Below are 18,064 nucleotides of genomic sequence, written 5' to 3'. Positions count from 1 at the left end.
ATTTCAGTTTTTTGTGAGAGTGTCGTGCCACGTCCAATCTGTTCCCAATGTCAGTTTTTAATTCAGCAATGTCTTTGCGACCACTTGTCAGTGGTAAAGAGTGATATTGAGCTAGTGATCATGCAGCACCCAAGTGAAGTAGGGCACGCGAAAAATAGCGTACGATTATTACCTCACTTATTGGATAAAGTGCGGATCGTCGTGGGAGAGACAGAGCAAGACTTTGCTCAATTAAAAGCTGAACTTGAAGCAGAGTCGCGACCGATTTATCTCTTGTATCCATCAGAGCAAAGCGTTGAAGCTTCACAAGTGAAACACAGCCAACAAGGAATACTCATTGTATTAGATGGGACATGGCGTAAGGCGCTGAAGCTGTTGAAATTTAATCCGTGGCTGTTATCATTCCAATCGTTGCATTTTTCGCCACAGGCTCCAAGTCGCTATCGAATTCGAAAAGCGTCTCGGATTGACAGTTTATCTAGCCTTGAAGCGGCGGCTTTTGGCTTACAAGCCTTGCAACCACAAATGGACATCAAGCCCATATTATCTGCGTTTGATGCCATGATAGAACAACAATTGGTACACATGCCGGAGCATGTGCAAGCGCGCTACTAAAAGGATTTAGTTATGACCAAGAAACGGACTCTCATCCTCTCTTGTATGCTTATTGGCTTATCATTACCACTGTGGGCCGATGGTACACAAAAAAAACGCCTAAAGTGGTCTCCAAAGGCGAAATTAGAACAGGCTTCTAATACGCCACCTTTAAGGCAAGATTCTCGTGAAGCAGAGCTTTTACAACAAGCTAAGCTCGCTAATCAACAGCATGCAGCAAGAGCCGAACGCTATAAGAGCGAAGTTAAGCCAGATTGGGAAAAGCGCTTAAAAGAACAAGCTAACCAGCAATTTAAGCAAGCAAAACAACGCACTCAAGAACAGCTAGAGCAGGCAAAAGCAGCGGCGAAAAAACAGAAAAAAATAGCTTCAACACCATCGCAAAGTAGCGTTTTGGAGTAACGTTAGATAGCATACGCTTTTTCACGTTTCTAAATCCGCTATGAAATCTTCTCCTTGCCGTTTATGTCACAGTCCAAACGTAAACTTTTACTTTGCGGATAAACGACGGGAATATTGGCAGTGTCAGAATTGTCAGTTAGTACAAGTACCAAGCGAGTTCTTGTTAACTAAAGCCCAAGAAAAAGCCGAATACGATAAGCATGATAACCAAAGTGATGACATGGGTTATCGTGGTTTTTTATCTCGCTGTTTGCAACCTACGCTGGCGAGAGTAAATGTCAACGCTCAAGGGGTGGATTTTGGCTGTGGTGAGGGCAAAGTGCTATCCATTATGGCGAAAGAGCAAGGTGTGAGTGTTGCCAACTATGATTTGTTTTATGCCAACGATGAGTTACTGCTCAAACAAGAATATGATTTCATTACCTGTACCGAAGTGATTGAGCATATTAGTGATGCTCAATCTACCTTTGAGTTGTTCCAATCCATGCTCAAACCTAATGGCTTGTTAGCATTAATGACCAAACGTGTTCAAGATGTCGATGCATTTAGCCGTTGGCACTATAAAAACGATCTCACCCATATTTGTTTTTATTCGATTGCGACCTTTGAATGGATTGCCAACCACTACGATTGGCAATTAGAAGTCATCAGTAATGATGTGGTGATGTTTACTAAAAGCAACAAAATGTAACAACATTTGTTTAACAAAATCATGGATAACGGATAGAGTAGGGTAAATAACAATAACCGCTACCTACTTTTATGAAACTATCCACTATCGCTACCTTGATAGGGTTGAGTACTCTACTGTCTACGACTCACCTTCAAGCCGCCACGCCTAAATCTTTAACCGCTGATATCGAACCTCGTGTTATCGAGTTACGTCGCCAGCTTCATCAACACCCTGAGCTTTCCAATCGCGAATTTAATACCAGTAAGCTGGTGGCTGAAGAGTTACGTGCTTTAGGGCTCGAAGTACAAATCAATATAGCTCACACTGGTGTGGTTGCCATGCTGAAAGGCGGTAAGCAGGGGCCACTGATTGCACTTCGTGCCGATATGGATGCCTTGCCAGTGACTGAACAAGTAGACATTCCATTTGCATCAAAGGCAACGGCTGAATATCGTGGCCAAAAAGTCGGCGTAATGCATGCTTGTGGTCATGATACTCATGTGGCGATGTTACTGGGTGTTGCTCACAATCTGGTTAAGATGAAAGATCAACTGGCAGGGGATGTCATGTTTATCTTTCAGCCTGCTGAAGAAGGGGCGCCAGCTGGTGAAGAAGGTGGCGCTGAGTTGATGCTAAAAGAAGGACTGTTTGCTAAGCGAAAGCCTGAAAAAGTATTAGGTCTTCATGTGACTTCCAGCATGCATACGGGAACGATTGCACTAAGAAGCGGCCCAGCCATGGCAAGCGAAGATTCCTTTACGATTAAGGTCAAAGGTAAGCAAACGCATGGTTCTCGTCCATGGCAAGGGGTTGACCCCATTGTCGCTTCGGCTCAGGTGATCAATAGCGTGCAAACCATCATCAGCCGTCAGGTCGATGTGACTAAAGCGCCAGCCGTAGTCAGCTTTGGTGCCATTAACGGTGGTATTCGTAGCAATATTATTCCTGATGAAGTGGAATTGATTGGCACCATTCGTACCTTTGATCAAGGCATGCGTAAGGACATTAAAAAGCGCTTACCTGAAATTGCCAGTTTGTCCGCACAAACGCTAGGAGCATCGACATTGACTGAGATCCAACATGGATATCCAGTAACAGTTAACAACCCCGAGTTGGTTAAGCAAATGCGTCCAGTATTAGAAAGTGTCGTTGGTAAAGGAAATCTGATAGAGCCAAGTCTTATTACGGGGGCTGAAGATTTCTCATATTATGCGCTAGAGACACCGGGGTTGTTTTTCTTTTTAGGTGTGACCCCTAAAGATCAAGATTTATCAAAAGTGGCGGCGAACCATTCACCCAGTTTTTATGTGGATGAATCGGCATTGAAATTGGGTGTTGAAGCCATGACTAGCTTGGCTATCGCAAATTTAACTGAAAAAAGGTAATTATCAAGATGAAACGACAATTGAGTGCGCTCGCGTTATCGCTCAGTATACTGTTTGCCTCGACTACGGCATCAGCAACGACGGCGGCTGATGTAAAGAGCTTTACCCTCGATAACGGTATGAAAATCATGGTACTTGAGGACGATTCTATTCCGAATGCCAATATGTATTTGTTCTGGAAAGTGGGCTCTCGTAATGAAGTGCCGGGGATCACTGGGATCTCACACTTCTTTGAACACATGATGTTTAACGGTGCCAAAAAATACGGACCTAAGATGTTCGACCGCACCATGGAAGCCAATGGCGGTGCCAATAATGCTTACACTACCGAAGATCTTACGGTTTATACCGATTGGTTTCCTGCCAGTTCAATCGAAACCATCTTTGATTTAGAAGCAGATCGTATTGCTCACCTCGATATCAATCCTAAAATGGTGGAAAGTGAGCGAAATGTCGTGGCATCTGAGCGCAGAACGGGTTTGGAAAACTCAAATTGGCGTGCATTGCAAGGTCCACTAAAAAGTGTGGCCTTTAGTGCTCATCCGTATTCTTGGCCGGTGATCGGTTGGGAATCGGATATCCACGCATGGACGCTAGAAGACTTAGTGAATTACCACAAAACGTACTATGCACCGAACAATGCAGTCGTGGTGATTGCAGGTGATGTAAAACTGGATAATGTGAAGCGCCTAGCCAATAAATACTTTGCGCCGATTCCAGCGCAGACACCGCCAGCTAAAGTGCGTACTGTTGAGCCAAAGCAAACGGGCGAGCGTCGTTTATTTGTGAAAAAAGCCTCGGTCAGTACCCCAAATGTAATGCTGGCCTACCACACGCCGAATGCGAAATCTGACGATTACTACGCACTGGATATCCTGTCGTCGATCTTAAGCGATGGTAAAAGTTCTCGCCTTTATAAAGGCTTAGTGGATAAGCAAGTGGCTTTAGCTGCTGAAACCTATATGCCGACGGCGTTCGATCCTAACCTGTTCTACGTGTATGGCATCGCAGCTCCAGGTGTGTCTGAGCACAAGTTAGAGCGTGCCTTGATTGATCAAATCAATGACATTGCTAAAAACGGTGTGAAGCAAAAAGAGCTGGAAAAAGTGAAAAATATGAAGTTGATGGGGTTCTACAAAACCATGGAAACCATTAACGGTAAGGCCAATACCATTGGTACTTACGAAGTGTACTTCGGCAGTTACAAAAAACTGTTTGATGCCCCAAAACTGTATAGCAAAGTGACCCCTGCTGATATTCAGCGAGTGGCGAAAACCTATCTGATCAAATCGAATCGCACGGTAGGTGTATTAGCGGCGAAAGAGGAGAATAGCAAATGAAATACTCGCCATTAACGAAAGCGTGTGTGATGGCGTTAGCCATGGGAAGCTTGGCACTGACTGGATGTAAATCGACAACGGTTGGGTCATCACCTGCGCAAGTCTCGGTTGAGGCAAGCAGTCAGTTTTCAATGCCAAAGTACGAAAAGTATCAAATGGATAACGGTTTAACCGTGTATTTGATGCAGCGTAAAGAAGTGCCTTTGATCACCATGAATGCCGTAGTACGCGCTGGTAGCGTCAACGATCAAATTTCGGGTGAAGCCGGAATGACGGCAGAAGCCTTAGTATTAGGTGCGGGTAATCAAAGCAAAACGCAAATTGAAAACGCGGTCGACTTCTTAGGCGCAAGTTTGGGTACAGGAGCTGGCCGTGAAGGCAGCTCGGTAAACAGCAGCTTTATGGCTAAAGACATGGGCACCATGTTGCCTATCTTTACCTCAGTACTGACTAAGCCCAAATTCGACAGTGCTGAATTTGCCAAAATGAAGAAGCAACAAATTGCTGGGCTGGCTCAAGCAAAAGAAAGCCCTCGTAATGTGATTGGCAGCTATTTCAATAAGTTTATGTTTGGCAAGCAGCCTTATGGAAATCCAACATCAGGTGATCGCAATAGCCTGAAAAAAATCAATGTTGCCACCTTAAAGCGCTTCTACAAACAGTATTATCAGCCGAGTAATACTGCTATTACTGTCGTGGGTGATTTTAATATTGCCCAGGTGAAAGCTCAGCTGGATCAAGCGTTAGGTGGATGGAAGAATACACATTCTGTCAGTCAACCAGATTTAAGCGCCAACCTTCCAAGTTACAATAGTAGCCGTGTGTTATTGGTGAATAAGGGCGATGCCATTGAAACGCGCTTTATCATTGGCGGCAAAGGGATCGCGTTTGATAATCCAGACTCGGTTGCCATTAGCGTAGTGAACACCATTTTGGGTGGACGTTTCACCTCATGGCTTAATGATGAACTGCGTGTAAACGCGGGTCTTACTTATGGCGCAGGCTCTGGTTTTAGTGAATATTCAAAAGCAGGATTATTCCGTATTAGCTCATTTACCAAAACCTCAACCACTCAAGAAGCCATCGATTTAGCGTTAAAAACCTATGATCGCCTATGGTCACAAGGCATTGATGCAGCAACCTTGAAATCCGCGAAAGCCTATGTAAAAGGGCAATTCCCACCTGACTTTGAAACCAATGGTCAATTGGCTGGATTACTTGGAAACATGTACTTGTATGGATTTGGTGATAGTTATATCAATGACTTTGAAAACAAGGTTAACAGCCTAACGGTTGCAGATACTAAACGCATTATTGATACTTACTTCCCTCGTAACAACTTACAATTCGTACTGGTAGGTAATGCCGCTAAGATTGCACCGATTGCGGCTAAATATGGCAAAGTGACTCAAGTCGATATTAAAGATGTGGGTTTTGATGCCAAATAGTTTTTGACTTCTATAAATCTTAATGGCTTAAATCATACGGTTTAAGCCTTTTTTATGCCCTAAATATGCTTGGAAATGATGCGCATATTTCCAGTAGATTACCTTTACTTAATCTTATGGAATTTATCCATAAAAAGCCTAATCTATATGAGTAAGAGACTAATTTATAGACGGATTTATAACACTTCCTATTCATTATCTGCCCGTAAGTAGCCTCTCCTAATTACTAGGAGGTTTTCTATGAGTTTAGGTTTCATCAGAGTTAAAAACATTAACGCCCGCAAACTTGAGTTTCATGCATTTGAGCAAGCTGAAGCACTGAAAGCGGGTAATATAGATGGTGAATTGACCGTTCGTTGTGATAAGACGGGGTCAAAAAAAGTCTATCAAGTGACGGCAGTTAAAAACTCGACATTCGTACGTCAAGGCGGAATACTTGGTTGGCTAAGTTATTGGTTTACCGCAGGGTTGTACGTGTCGCGTTCAGCGCAACAGTTGAACAAACAATTGGCCAATTATCGTATGGCGCCCGTTCAAAAGCAGCCTGCTCCTATACCATCTGCTGTTAATTCACAGCCAAGTCGGACAATGACTGATATGACGCAAAGCTTACCTACTAAATTCAACCCAGCTTATCAGAAAGACGGTTCCCCAAAGGCTAGAGTAAAAACAGAGAGAGCAACCACGAGTTTAAGAGCACGCGATTTTAGAACTGTTATGATGCGTCAGTATCAGGGTGTAAAACTTGAAAATGAGCGGCAATTAGAAACACTCAGAGAATTGATGTTTGAGTCCAATGATATGTATGAAAAACGATTAGCTATGTTGAAACAGTGTAGCCCGAATGTGTATCAACTCTGGATCAAGTCGCTACAACTGCCTCGTTTGATGGAAACAATGGATGCGTTAAAGCTGAACAATGAGGAAGAGTATCAACTCGAACTGAATGCCTTGAGTGAACGAGATCCTGATTTACATGAAATGTATCTAAAAGAGCTCAAAAAACGTAAACCCTTACAACAAGTGGCGTAGAGGCTGGAAAGCAAAAACACCAGCCTTTAGATTAAATCAAAGCGCACCTTCATAGCCCAATTGGCGCCAGGCTTCATAGCAGATCACAGCCACTGAATTAGATAAGTTCAGGCTGCGGCTGCTCGGCACCATAGGGATGCGTAAGCGTTGATCCGTTGGCGTAGCTTCAATAATATCAGCAGGCAATCCACGCGTTTCAGGGCCAAACAGCAACACATCGTCTTTTTCAAACGTCAGCTCAGAATGAGGGCGACTGCCTTTGGTGGTACAAGCCATAATACGTTTACCTTCAACGGCTTTTAAAAACGCCGCAAAATCTTTATGGCGTGTAACGTTGGTAAGATCTTTGTAATCTAACCCTGCACGGCGTAACTTCTTTTCTTCAAAATCAAAACCCAGTGGTTCAATAAGGTGCAGATGTGTTCCAGTATTGGCACATAATCGAATAATGTTTCCCGTATTTGGGGCGATTTCGGGTTCATATAAGGCGATATGGAACATACAACTTCCTAAGTTTTGAAGAAAAAAAGCATTTTACAATATTTGCTGACTTCTGATCACCAAAACTACAGCACGGACTTGTGTAAAGAAGGCAACGGCTGGTTTTGGTGTTTATCGAAAAAATCTAAGGCCGCGTCGAGTACTTGAGTACGAATTTCATCGGATTCAACAAAGAGTTCATGCTTAGCGCCAGCAAAGCTTTTGATCTCACCTAAACCAATGTGTTTCATCGACCTATAGTATTTGTCGATTTTATGGTTATCAATAATGGTATCGGCTTGGGCTTTTAATAGCAGGATCGGGGCACGCATACCTGCTATGGCTGGCCAACAGCGGTCTGCCGCATGCAAAGCCTCTAACAACCAGCGATTGGTGGGATCGCCAAGCTGAACAGTGGGGCGTTTTCGATAAAGATCATGAAAGGCTTGATAACGCGCTTTACTTGATGTCAGTTTGTTGGTGCTGAAAGGCTTAAATCTAAAATCTCGGCCACCGATAATATATCGAGGGCGTTTAGATGAATCTAAACAGGTCGCTAGGAAATCCACTAACTTCCTCGGTATCGGTAAGTTGACCCCAAACATTGGTGCTGAAAATACAGCAGCATTAAAGGTTTGAGTGTGAAATTGCATGTAGAGTGCGGCGATGGCGCACCCCATTGAATGCGCGAGGCAAAATAACTGCTCGTGTTTTTTGGGTTTGACAACTTGTTGGATGAATTTTCCAAAGTCATCGACATAATCGTTAAATTTATTAACGTGCCCCATGTGTGGGTTTTTGGTTAAACGCGATGATAAACCTTGACCACGATGATCCAAACAATACACCGAATAGCCTTGCTGATATAAGTCGTAGATAAGCTCTTTGTATTTTTCATAACACTCAATACGGCCAGAGCTAATGACGATCGCTTTGGTTGTATGTGGTTGCAATAATTGACAATACGCCAGCGTTATATTCGCGTTAATGGGTAACAGGCCATGTTCCACCTTCTCCCATAGGGCTTGCTGCTCTGGAGTGTGGATGGCGTGTTCACTGGAGTATTGCCGTGTCGTCATTCGTTGGATCAATGTCCTTTAATTTTTGGCTTGCTGCTGAGCAATAAAATCATCAATTTGTTGCTCTAAGATCGGTAAAGTTACAGAGCCTTGGGCTAAAATTGCATCATGAAAGGCGCGAATATCAAATTGTTGTCCCAATGCTTGCTCGGCTTTGTTACGCAATCGCTTAATGGTTAATTCTCCAATTTTATAAGATAACGCCTGCCCCGGCCATGAAATATAGCGATCAACTTCGGTGGTGATATTGTGCAATGATAGTGCTGAGTTCTTCGCCATGTAATCGATAGCTTGTTGTCGAGTCCAGCCTTGAGCATGAATACCCGTATCGACTACTAAACGCGTTGCACGCCACATCTCATAGGTTAAGCGACCGAAATTATCGTAAGGCGTGGTATACATGCCAGCTTCTAACCCTAAATACTCTGAGTATAACCCCCAACCTTCTCCAAAAGCTGAGATATAACTGTAGCGACGAAAGTTAGGCAGTGAATCTAACTCTTTATTAAGCGAAATCTGTAAATGATGTCCCGGTACCGCTTCGTGCAATGTCAATGCCGTCAGTTCATAAAGAGGGCGCTTATTCAAGGCATAAGTATTTACCCAATAATAGCCGGGTTGATCGTCACGATTAGAGCCAGAGTAGCGTCCTGTTGTGTACTTAGGCGCAATTTCCGCTGGCACTGGCATAATGCCATACGGGGTACGAGGCAACTTGCCAAAGTACTTAGGCAGCATGGCATCGGCTTTTTTGGCAATAAAGCTGGCATCTTTTAGCAGCTCTTCTGCGGATTTTGGGTAGAACTTAGGATTGGTACGCAGATAATGCAGAAATTCAGCGAAACTACCTTTGAATCCCGTTTGCTTCATCACTTGTTGCATTTCACTACGGATACGCGCCACTTCTTTTAAACCGATTTGGTGTACTTCTTTTGAACTCATAGGCAGAGTGGTGTAGTAACGCACTCGGTTTTCGTAAAAGGCTTTACCATCGGGTAAGTCGTAGGCGGCAATACTGGTGCGACTATTTGGAATGTAAGTGTTTGTCATGAAGTCATAAAACTTCTGATAACTGGGCAATACGTCTTGGTTAACCGCTTGTAATCCCTGCTGTTTAAGCTCGGCTTTTAATGCCGTTGAAAAATGCTCAGGAAATTGAGTGAAAGGCTTAAAATAACCGCTTTTTTGTGCGGGTACAATAAAGGCTGAAATACTGTCTTCAAAGCCTCTTAAAGTGACTTTGGGTGGCGTAATGCCGGATTTTAATCCTTGAGTTAGCCAATAGGTTTGTTGCTTAAAATACTTCGGCAGTGCATGGAGTTGCGATAAGTAATTTCGATAATCTTGCTCTGTTTTAAAGCGCCCCTTGCTGATACTGGCGATATAGGCATGAAAGCCACTTTCTGCGGTAATGGGTACATATTGCGCGTGGAAACGGTACATATCCACACTGTTTTGTAATTGATATTGAAGTAATTGAGCATTGATTTTTTGCTGCTCGGATAGAGAAGTCATGTCCAGTACTTTTAGCTGTTGTAACAACTGCACACGACGTTGATTGATTTGAGCAAGGTGGCTTGGTGATAAGTCGTCCAGTTTTCCCTGTTGAGATTTATCTCCCATTGAAGCCGCGAGTTGCGCACTGGCATCCAATTTGATTTGCCAGTCTTGCTTGATCAGCGAATCTAGACTTACTTCGCCAAGTTGATGTTTAGATATTTGAGCGGGCTTTGTCGGTTCATTGGGTTGTTGAGTCACTTGTGATTGTTGTATTTCACTGAGAATGTGGGCGGACTGAGTAGTAAATTGTCCGCCATTACTGCAAGCTGTCAAACATAAGCATAACAGCGCGAGAGGGGTAAGCTTGTGCATGAAAATCTCAACTAATTGATAATTTTTTGTCGATTATGCCACTAACTGATTTATACTCAAGTCAAACAGCTTTACATAGAATGCGTTTTTGCTTCTGACGTTGTGGGCTTATCTCATTGATGGTTAACTAAATACTTTCCTTACGCGCAGTTATCCAACCTAGCTCACACATTTACTCAAAAGTGAATGCCAATATTGGCTCAGTTGGTAGACTCCGCTGCCAATTTACGGCTATTGGGGCGCAGATAGGGAGACACCATGATAAACAACACCATTCCGTTAGTGGATTTGCATCGTCATTTAGATGGCAATGTCAGAGTGAACACTATTTGGGAATTAGGGCACCAGCACGGCATTGCTCTACCCGCAGACAGTCTTGAAACACTTGCCCCTTTTGTTCAAATTCAAGGCAAAGAAAGTGATTTACTCGGTTTTTTAAAAAAACTGGACTGGATGGTGGCAGTATTAGCCGATTTGGATGCGGTAAAACGCGTTGCTTATGAAAATGTGGCTGATGCAGCGGAATCTGGATTAGATTATGCTGAGCTGCGCTTTAGTCCTTATTATATGGCGATGAATCATAAGCTGCCAATTGAAGGCGTGGTTGAAGCGGTAATCGATGGAGTTAAAGCTGGGCTTAAAGACTTCGACATCCGAATTAATCTGATTGGGATCATGTCTCGTTCATTTGGTGTAGAAGCCTGTCAGCAAGAACTTAATGCCTTACTTGCGCACAAACAGCATTTGGTCGGTATGGACTTAGCAGGAGATGAACTCGGTTTCCCTGGCGATTTGTTTAAGGATCATTTTAAACAAGTACGTGATGCGGACTTAAATATTACGGTTCATGCTGGTGAAGCCGCGGGCAGTGAAAGCATGTGGCAAGCGATCACCGAATTAGGCGCGACCCGCATCGGTCATGGTGTAAAAGCGGTTCACGATCCTAAGCTGATGGAGTATTTAGCCAAGTATCGAATTGGAATCGAATCTTGCCCAACCAGCAACTTACATACTTCTACTGTATCTAGCTATACAGAGCATCCATTTATTCAGTTCTTAGAACACGATATTTGTATCGGGCTTAATACAGATGATCCTGGTGTCAGTAATATTGATATTAAGCACGAATATCACGTTGCAGCTAATGAATTAGGACTTACAAGTGCTCAGCTTGAGAAGGCGCAACGAAATGGTGTTGAAATGACCTTCCTGTCTGATTCGGAACGTAAGGCCTTGTATCAAGCTAAGCAATAAGGTGCGTCCTAAGTTAAGTTCCTCCTCCCTCTGCAAAACGGCCAAAGCTTTCCTAAACTAGATACCATAGCATTGGCCAAGGAGGGAGCGATGAATCATCACAAAGGCATGTCTAATACCAAAATTTTGGTACTGGCCGCTGGCATAGTATTGATTTTGTTTATTTTGCTGGTCGCAATGAACCAGCAAAGAAAAATGGAAGTGCTTAAGACTAATCATCAACAAGCGCTTACCGATGTACAAGTGGCTATTCAACATGTTAACGATATCGTGCTAGGTGAAGAGCCAACAGGTAACTTTGGAATACACTATGATTATTTTGGTGATGTATCATTAGATTTGGTAAATGGTAAGCTCCGAGCCACGCCTTCGTCACTCGAAAACGGAATAGATATTGCTCGAAAAGTGCTTGTGTTGCCTCATATTCAAAAAATCGACTGGCACATGATCCCTTCAAAGTCCTCTTCAGTTGGTGCCCACCAAATTAAACTCATTCCAAGTGGAGCTAGTGAAAATTGCTACTTGCTTTATACTGAAGCGGGTATCAGTAGTACACCTAAATCACCTCAATACATCATAGTTAATAGCGGATGCTGAACAATAGCTGACAGCTTCAAGTGTAGCGCTTTCTTGTTGATTCAGAGTTAGGTAAAACAACCAAAACTCTGTAATGCCAATCACATTGAGAAAAATGAGGATGCGCTATGAAGAACAACTATGGAACGGGTCAATCTAAGATCACTGGGGTGTTATTAATCTTGGGGATTGCCATTGTCGCTGGAGTTATTGTCAGTCAGAAAACAACAAATGAACAAGTGGCAAAAGAAACGCATGCGAAGGCCATAGACTCACTAAAAATCGCATTAGAACACGCCAATAATATCATTCATAAAAATGCTGAAGAAAATCAGGTTAGTAAAGGTAAAGCGGATATTACCATTAGCTCAATACCCGTATCTTTGATAAATGGTTATTTAAAGGCCAGTCGCTTATCGTTAGAAAATGGACTCAATATTGTCTATAACGCACAACAAGATTTATACAGCGCAGTCTCTAATTGGAATATGGACATCATTGATGTTGCCGCAAATATGCCGGGCAAAGTAAAAATTTACGAACCCAGCGCACCTAAAAATTGTTATTTGATCTACACCGAAGCCGGTACGCTGGGTCACCCTAAACAACCAATTGAATCAATGGTTAAATCAGGCTGTTAATTACCCTTTGAGACTGTCATATTGGCAATACGTTGTGAAAAGTATTATCAATATGACAGCGATTTCATTTTTCTGATTTATGAACGAGTATGTGTTTGATTTGCATCAAATATACTCACTGTTTTAGTTATTGTACGACAATATTTTTTGTAAAGTTTTACTTGTTGTTGGTGCGTTCTTATATGAGCTGCACTGAATGGAATCTAAAACAAGTAAAAGGTGTTTAGCTTGAACAGTTCATCCATAATCCACTCTAAAGAAGTTGAATATCCCTCACACTATAAAATGCTCTCTACTACTGACTTACAAAGTCGCATTACCTATGCCAATCAAGATTTTGTGAATGTCAGTGGCTTTAGTTATGAAGAGTTGATCGGTAAGCCCCATAATTTGGTTCGTCACTCGGATATGCCAAGCCAAGCTTTTGAAAATTTATGGCTAACCATCAAAGCTGGCCATAATTGGATGGGGATGGTGAAAAATACCTGTAAAAATGGTGACTATTACTGGGTTAACGCCTTTGTCAGTCCTGTGAAACAAAAGGGAAAGACGGTTGAATACCAATCTGTCAGAACTCAGCTGGAACCTGAGTTAAAAAAACGTGCTGAAGCCTGTTATCAAAAGATGCAAAAAGGGGGGACGACTTTACCTCAATGGTCCCTAACATTCGTGCAAAAAATCAGTTTGGTGTGGCTTGTGAGCTTGCTGTTCGTTGGAATTGGGTTTATGGCGAATAATAGCTTTTGGCAATGGTGCTCAATAGGTGCTGGGATCATCAGTGGGTTGTTAGGGTTACGATGGCTGAGCGGAAGGTTAAATATATTGATGCAGCTTAGTAAAGAAGTGCATGATAATAAAGTCAATCAATATATTTACAGCGGTACCGTCGATGAATTTTCTCATTTAGAGTTGAGCTTAAGGATGAGAAAAGCAGAAACGCTAGCGATTGTTGGGCGTATCCAAGACAGCGGTGAAAAGCTACAACAGTCGATTATTGTTCAAGACGATCAAAATCAGCAGAATTTGGTTAACCTTGAAGAGCAGAATGAAAATCTAGCACAAGTGGCATTGTCTGTGTGTCAAATGAGTGAAGCCATCAGTGAAGTCGCCGAAAATACGGTTGATACCGCTATGCACATTGAAGAAAGCATAGGCAAATTAGTCGATACTCAAACCGCCTTATCTATCTCTCAAGAATCCAGTAACAAAATAACCCAGCTGTTGGAGCGTTCACAGTCATCCATTGCAAATTTAGATGAACTTTGCGGCAAAATAGACTCAGTATTAAGTGTTATAGATAGCCTTGCCGAGCAAACCAATCTATTGGCTTTAAATGCCGCAATCGAAGCGGCGCGTGCAGGAGAAGCGGGGCGGGGTTTTGCGGTCGTTGCCGATGAAGTAAGAATGCTTGCCAATCGTTCGCAGACCTCAGCCAAAGAAATACAAGAAATCATCAACGGGCTAAAACAAACCACAGCCGTGGCGGTTGAGCAAATGCAGCACAGTCAAAGTATGATTTCAGATAGCACACAATCAGAGAAAGCATTAAAAGATACGCTACTGAACATGAATACAGCCCTTAAACAAGTGCATGGAATGGGACAACAAACCGCCGTAGCCGCTGAGCAGCAATCGCAAGCCATGCTACAAGTTCAGGGAAATATGGATGCCATCAAGCATAATACTGAAGCGCTATTAGAGAATGTCGATAGTTCCGTGGCATTAAGCCAAGGACTGACTTGGCAAAATGAACAGCAACAAGATTTGGTAGCTCAGTTTGATAGGTGATTGTTATCTGAATCGAAGTCGCCCAAATATACTGGGCGATATTTGATGTGCATGTAGGTAAAACTCATAACGGTGGATGATATTTCACCATGACAATCAACAAAACCAACAAGGCTACTGATATGAATAGCGATAAGGCGTTATTTCAATCGGTGTTGTTACGATAAATTTATGAGCTTCAAATCGCACTCCACCTTTTTGTTCGCTGAAAAAGACCAAGCACTGGATCCCAGAATGATGTTTATCATCTCCACCATAATGATAGGTTTTGGTTTCGAAACCGGGTCCGCCTTGATGAAAATGATGAAGGAACTGGTTTAGGTGAGAGACTGTATCTATGGCGTCAACGGTTCTATTACAGGAAAGTAAGCGTTGGTACACAGTGAGAAATGCACTTTCTCGGCTCGGGCTGACATATTGAAGTGATAGAGATTGAGCATCCTGAGCCTGATAATTATTAGGGTGAGTATCTACAGAAAAATATGGGTGTATAGACATAAGGTATTCTCCTAAAGCTGATTATTTGAGAATAAAAGGTGCTATAGCGATAGGCACAATTGAAACAAGATTATTTGTCCATTGAAAGTTGGTATAAAGCTGAATGCAAAGACATAATAAGTATCCAATTATTTAGAAATGGTGTTTCGAGTACCTAAGACAAGATGGTTAGTTGTTAATCTAGGTGGAGAGGCAAAATAACTCGACGATGGTAAAGAATGCTTTTTATCATATCTCTTAAACGGAGATTTATAGGGTTCATTGGGCTTAGCACCAACAAACAGATCGCGTAGCCAAAATTTACGAATGGTTTGGGGTTTTACGACTGGATTCTGCTGAAACGCCACTCGTATTCGAATTCTAGGGTCTCCTTTGACTCTAACCTCATATAACCTGAAATATCGAAATTTTCTGTTATAAGGCAATGACCAGAGTAATTGAACGATTGCATTATGAGCTTCACCACGTGTAGATGCTAAGGATAAATGCGCTAACCTTGCTTTTAGTTTTTGAGCTGAACTTTTGGAATGTATATCAGCAAATTCAATCAACGTTTGATGCCTTGGGTTAGCACTAATATCATATTGGCGCTCGGTTAACTCTTGAACAGAAACGCATGAAGGGCAGGCTGTAGACGTGGGCGAAGCACTCATAAGCAACTGATGATAAGTGGTTTTAGAGGCAGTGTATAAGCCATAGACTGAATTTAAGCTGTCAGTCTGCCTAAATCTTGAGATTTAATCTGACTAAAACCAACTCACCCTAGTATTCTTACGCCAAATCTGTATAATCCTGCCCACAAATTATGAGCCGTGTTTTATGTCAGAATTTATCAAGGTTTTGCAGATAAAATACGCAGCTGGGTTGCTTTTAGTCAAAAGCTGAGTATAATGCACCCCTCACTGAGATATTCAGTGAAAAATAAGCATCAGTTCGTTGAAGCTGATGACTAAACAACAGCGATTCCGATTGGGAATCGAACGGTTAAATCATCTCGCTCTGCCTTCCATAAAAGGATGTTGCAAGAGGGTGATTTTTTATGTGTTCATTTTAGGAGCTCTGGTCAATGCAGAACCAAAGAATCCGTATCCGCTTGAAAGGATTTGATCATCGCTTAATTGATCAGTCTACTGCGGAAATCGTTGAAACTGCGAAGCGTACAGGCGCTCAGGTTCGTGGTCCAATTCCACTACCAACGCGCAAAGAGCGTTATACCGTTTTGATCTCTCCACACGTTAATAAAGATGCGCGTGATCAATATGAACTGCGCACTCACAAGCGTCTGGTAGACATCGTTGAGCCAACTGAAAAGACTGTTGATGCACTTATGCGTCTAGATCTTGCAGCTGGTGTCGATGTTCAGATTAGCTTGGGTTAATTGAGATCCTAAGAAGAGGTTTGAGAGATGGCTATCGGTCTTATCGGTCGTAAAGTTGGTATGACGCGCATCTTCACTGAAGATGGTGCATCAATACCTGTATCTGTAATTGAAGTATTAGCTAACCGTGTTTCTCAAGTTAGAACACTTGAAACTGACGGTTACCGCGCACTTCAACTTACAACTGGTACCAAAAAAGCCAACCGCACTAATAAAGCAGCTGCAGGTCACTTTGCAAAGGCTGGCGTAGAAGCTGGTCGTATCATTCGTGAAATGCGTCTTGCTGATGGTGAAGGTGAAGGCATTGAAGTTGGTGCTGAGCTAACAGTTGATATCTTCGCTGACGTAGCGAAAGTTGACGTTACTGGTCAATCTAAAGGTAAAGGCTTCCAAGGTGGTGTTAAGCGTTGGAACTTCCGTACTCAAGATATGACTCACGGTAACTCTTTGGCGCACCGCGCAAACGGTTCTATCGGTCAGAACCAAACGCCTGGTCGCGTATTCAAAGGTAAAAAAATGTCAGGTCACATGGGTGATGAGCGCACTACTACACAAAACCTAGAAGTGGTTCGTGTAGACGCTGAGCGCAACCTATTATTGGTAAAAGGTGCTGTACCAGGCGCTACCAATGGTGATTTGATCATTAAGCCAGCCGTTAAAGCTTAAGGTCTGAGGAGATAGTAATGGAATTAGTATTGAAAGACGCGCAAGGCGCTCTTGAAGTTTCCGAAACTACCTTTGGCCAGGAGTTTAACGAAGCACTGGTTCATCAGGTAGTAGTGGCTTACGCAGCTAACGCTCGTCAAGGCACTCGCGCGCAAAAAACTCGCGCAGAAGTAAAAGGCTCTGGCAAAAAGCCATGGCGTCAAAAGGGTACTGGCCGCGCTCGTGCGGGTTCAGTAAAAAGCCCAATCTGGCGTTCTGGTGGTGTGTCGTTCGCGGCTAAGCCACAAGATCACAGCCAAAAAGTAAACAAGAAAATGTACCGCGGTGCGATCAAAAGCATCCTTTCTGAGTTGGTACGTCAAGACCGTTTACTGGTTGTTGAGAAGTTTGGTGTTGAAGCACCAAAGACTAAAGAGCTTAAAAACAAGCTGAACGCTATGGATCTGGAAGACGTATTAATCGTTACTCCAGAAGTAGATGAGAACTTGTTCTTAGCTGCTCGCAACCTATACAAGGTTGACGTTCGTGATGTTGCTGGTATTGATCCAGTAAGCCTAATCGCGTTCAACACTGTGTTGGTAACTGCTGATGCAGTGAAGCAAATCGAGGAGATGCTAGCATGATCCGCGAAGAACGTTTGCTAAAAGTTATTCTAGCACCACACATCTCTGAAAAGAGCACCATCAACGCTGAGCAAAACAACACTGTTGTTTTCCGTGTAGCTGTTGATGCGACTAAAGCTGAGATTAAAGCTGCAGTAGCTCAATTGTTTGAAGTTGAAGTTAAGTCTGTTCGCACTCTAGTTGCAAAAGGCAAAACCAAGCGTCACGGTGCCCGTTTCGGCCGTCGTAGCGACTGGAAAAAAGCTTATGTAACTCTAGCTGACGGCGCTGACCTAGACTTCGTCGGCGGCGCTGAATAAGCAAAGGAGATTGAA

General features: G+C 42.9%; 20 protein-coding genes. 15 read left to right on the top strand and 5 right to left on the bottom strand.

Going from position 1 to position 18,064, the window contains the following annotated elements; all coding sequences use genetic code 11:
- Positions 1-24 precede the first annotated feature (24 nt).
- The 7 genes from E2H97_RS17915 to E2H97_RS17885 all read left to right on the top strand — a co-directional run bounded on the left by E2H97_RS17915 (position 25) and on the right by E2H97_RS17885 (position 6,895).
- Entirely contained in the window at positions 25-615 is a 591-nt protein-coding gene (locus E2H97_RS17915; protein ID WP_133408380.1) for a tRNA-uridine aminocarboxypropyltransferase, read from the top strand.
- Between the two features lie 12 nt (positions 616-627).
- Positions 628-1,017 (top strand): hypothetical protein, encoded by a 390-nt coding sequence (locus E2H97_RS17910; RefSeq protein WP_133408379.1) that lies wholly within the window; start codon positions 628-630, stop codon positions 1,015-1,017.
- 40 nt (positions 1,018-1,057) lie between these two features.
- Positions 1,058-1,708: a class I SAM-dependent methyltransferase gene (locus E2H97_RS17905; RefSeq protein ID WP_133408378.1), complete on the top strand. Its 651-nt coding sequence runs from the start codon at positions 1,058-1,060 to the stop codon at positions 1,706-1,708.
- Between the two features lie 71 nt (positions 1,709-1,779).
- Positions 1,780-3,075: an amidohydrolase gene (locus tag E2H97_RS17900; RefSeq protein WP_133408377.1), complete on the top strand. Its 1,296-nt coding sequence runs from the start codon at positions 1,780-1,782 to the stop codon at positions 3,073-3,075.
- A gap of 8 nt (positions 3,076-3,083) precedes the next feature.
- A complete protein-coding gene (locus E2H97_RS17895) occupies positions 3,084-4,415 on the top strand; it encodes a M16 family metallopeptidase (RefSeq protein WP_133408376.1) in 1,332 nt (443 codons plus the stop codon).
- Positions 4,412-5,863 carry a M16 family metallopeptidase gene (locus E2H97_RS17890; RefSeq protein ID WP_133408375.1) on the top strand — a complete coding sequence of 484 codons (1,452 nt, stop codon included), beginning with the start codon at positions 4,412-4,414 and terminating at the stop codon, positions 5,861-5,863. Before E2H97_RS17895 ends, E2H97_RS17890 begins: the two co-directional genes overlap by 4 nt.
- 240 nt (positions 5,864-6,103) lie before the next feature.
- Positions 6,104-6,895 (top strand): hypothetical protein, encoded by a 792-nt coding sequence (locus tag E2H97_RS17885; RefSeq protein ID WP_133408374.1) that lies wholly within the window; start codon positions 6,104-6,106, stop codon positions 6,893-6,895.
- A gap of 36 nt (positions 6,896-6,931) precedes the next feature.
- Here E2H97_RS17885 and trmL read toward each other — a convergent pair whose 3' ends face one another.
- The 3 genes from trmL to E2H97_RS17870 form a co-directional block, all read right to left on the bottom strand.
- Positions 6,932-7,396, bottom strand: a complete 465-nt coding sequence (trmL, locus tag E2H97_RS17880; protein ID WP_133408373.1) for a tRNA (uridine(34)/cytosine(34)/5-carboxymethylaminomethyluridine(34)-2'-O)-methyltransferase TrmL — start codon at positions 7,394-7,396, stop codon at positions 6,932-6,934.
- Positions 7,397-7,461: 65 nt separating this feature from the next.
- Positions 7,462-8,454, bottom strand: a complete 993-nt coding sequence (locus tag E2H97_RS17875; protein ID WP_133408372.1) for an alpha/beta fold hydrolase — start codon at positions 8,452-8,454, stop codon at positions 7,462-7,464.
- A gap of 18 nt (positions 8,455-8,472) precedes the next feature.
- Positions 8,473-10,326 (bottom strand): DUF885 domain-containing protein, encoded by a 1,854-nt coding sequence (locus tag E2H97_RS17870; protein ID WP_133408371.1) that lies wholly within the window; start codon positions 10,324-10,326, stop codon positions 8,473-8,475.
- Between the two features lie 258 nt (positions 10,327-10,584).
- Here E2H97_RS17870 and add point away from each other — a divergent pair, with 258 nt between their 5' ends.
- From add to E2H97_RS17850, 4 genes are all read left to right on the top strand, one after another.
- Complete coding sequence (add, locus tag E2H97_RS17865) at positions 10,585-11,580, top strand: adenosine deaminase (RefSeq protein ID WP_133408370.1); 996 nt, start codon at positions 10,585-10,587, stop codon at positions 11,578-11,580.
- Positions 11,581-11,670: 90 nt separating this feature from the next.
- Positions 11,671-12,177: a hypothetical protein gene (locus E2H97_RS17860; protein ID WP_133408369.1), complete on the top strand. Its 507-nt coding sequence runs from the start codon at positions 11,671-11,673 to the stop codon at positions 12,175-12,177.
- Between the two features lie 107 nt (positions 12,178-12,284).
- On the top strand, positions 12,285-12,797 hold the full coding sequence (locus E2H97_RS17855) for a hypothetical protein (RefSeq protein WP_133408368.1): 513 nt from the start codon (positions 12,285-12,287) through the stop codon (positions 12,795-12,797).
- 228 nt (positions 12,798-13,025) lie between these two features.
- Positions 13,026-14,585: a methyl-accepting chemotaxis protein gene (locus E2H97_RS17850; RefSeq protein WP_246029025.1), complete on the top strand. Its 1,560-nt coding sequence runs from the start codon at positions 13,026-13,028 to the stop codon at positions 14,583-14,585.
- Between the two features lie 114 nt (positions 14,586-14,699).
- Here E2H97_RS17850 and E2H97_RS17845 read toward each other — a convergent pair whose 3' ends face one another.
- Together E2H97_RS17845 and E2H97_RS17840 are read right to left on the bottom strand one after the other, a co-directional pair.
- Positions 14,700-15,083 (bottom strand): hypothetical protein, encoded by a 384-nt coding sequence (locus tag E2H97_RS17845; protein ID WP_133408367.1) that lies wholly within the window; start codon positions 15,081-15,083, stop codon positions 14,700-14,702.
- Positions 15,084-15,211: 128 nt separating this feature from the next.
- Positions 15,212-15,736 carry a hypothetical protein gene (locus E2H97_RS17840; protein ID WP_133408366.1) on the bottom strand — a complete coding sequence of 175 codons (525 nt, stop codon included), beginning with the start codon at positions 15,734-15,736 and terminating at the stop codon, positions 15,212-15,214.
- A gap of 413 nt (positions 15,737-16,149) precedes the next feature.
- On the opposite strand from E2H97_RS17840, the gene rpsJ reads away from it, so the two are divergent.
- From rpsJ to rplW, 4 genes are read left to right on the top strand one after another with little or no spacing between them, the layout of a single operon-like run.
- The gene (gene rpsJ / locus E2H97_RS17835) at positions 16,150-16,461 is read left to right on the top strand and encodes a 30S ribosomal protein S10 (RefSeq protein WP_011070616.1); all 312 of its coding nucleotides are present in this window, start codon (positions 16,150-16,152) and stop codon (positions 16,459-16,461) included.
- 27 nt (positions 16,462-16,488) lie between these two features.
- On the top strand, positions 16,489-17,127 hold the full coding sequence (gene rplC, locus E2H97_RS17830; protein WP_121837982.1) for a 50S ribosomal protein L3: 639 nt from the start codon (positions 16,489-16,491) through the stop codon (positions 17,125-17,127).
- Between the two features lie 17 nt (positions 17,128-17,144).
- Positions 17,145-17,750, top strand: a complete 606-nt coding sequence (gene rplD / locus E2H97_RS17825; RefSeq protein WP_121837981.1) for a 50S ribosomal protein L4 — start codon at positions 17,145-17,147, stop codon at positions 17,748-17,750.
- Positions 17,747-18,049 carry a 50S ribosomal protein L23 gene (rplW, locus tag E2H97_RS17820; RefSeq protein ID WP_121837980.1) on the top strand — a complete coding sequence of 101 codons (303 nt, stop codon included), beginning with the start codon at positions 17,747-17,749 and terminating at the stop codon, positions 18,047-18,049. The genes rplD and rplW overlap by 4 nt, the downstream gene beginning before the upstream one ends.
- Positions 18,050-18,064: the final 15 nt, after the last annotated feature.

It is taken from the genome of Parashewanella tropica, from assembly GCF_004358445.1.
In the GTDB taxonomy this organism is placed as follows: Bacteria; Pseudomonadota; Gammaproteobacteria; order Enterobacterales; family Shewanellaceae; genus Parashewanella; species Parashewanella tropica.
Note: the sequence above shows the minus strand (reverse complement) of the source record. Positions and strands in the feature narration are given on the sequence as shown.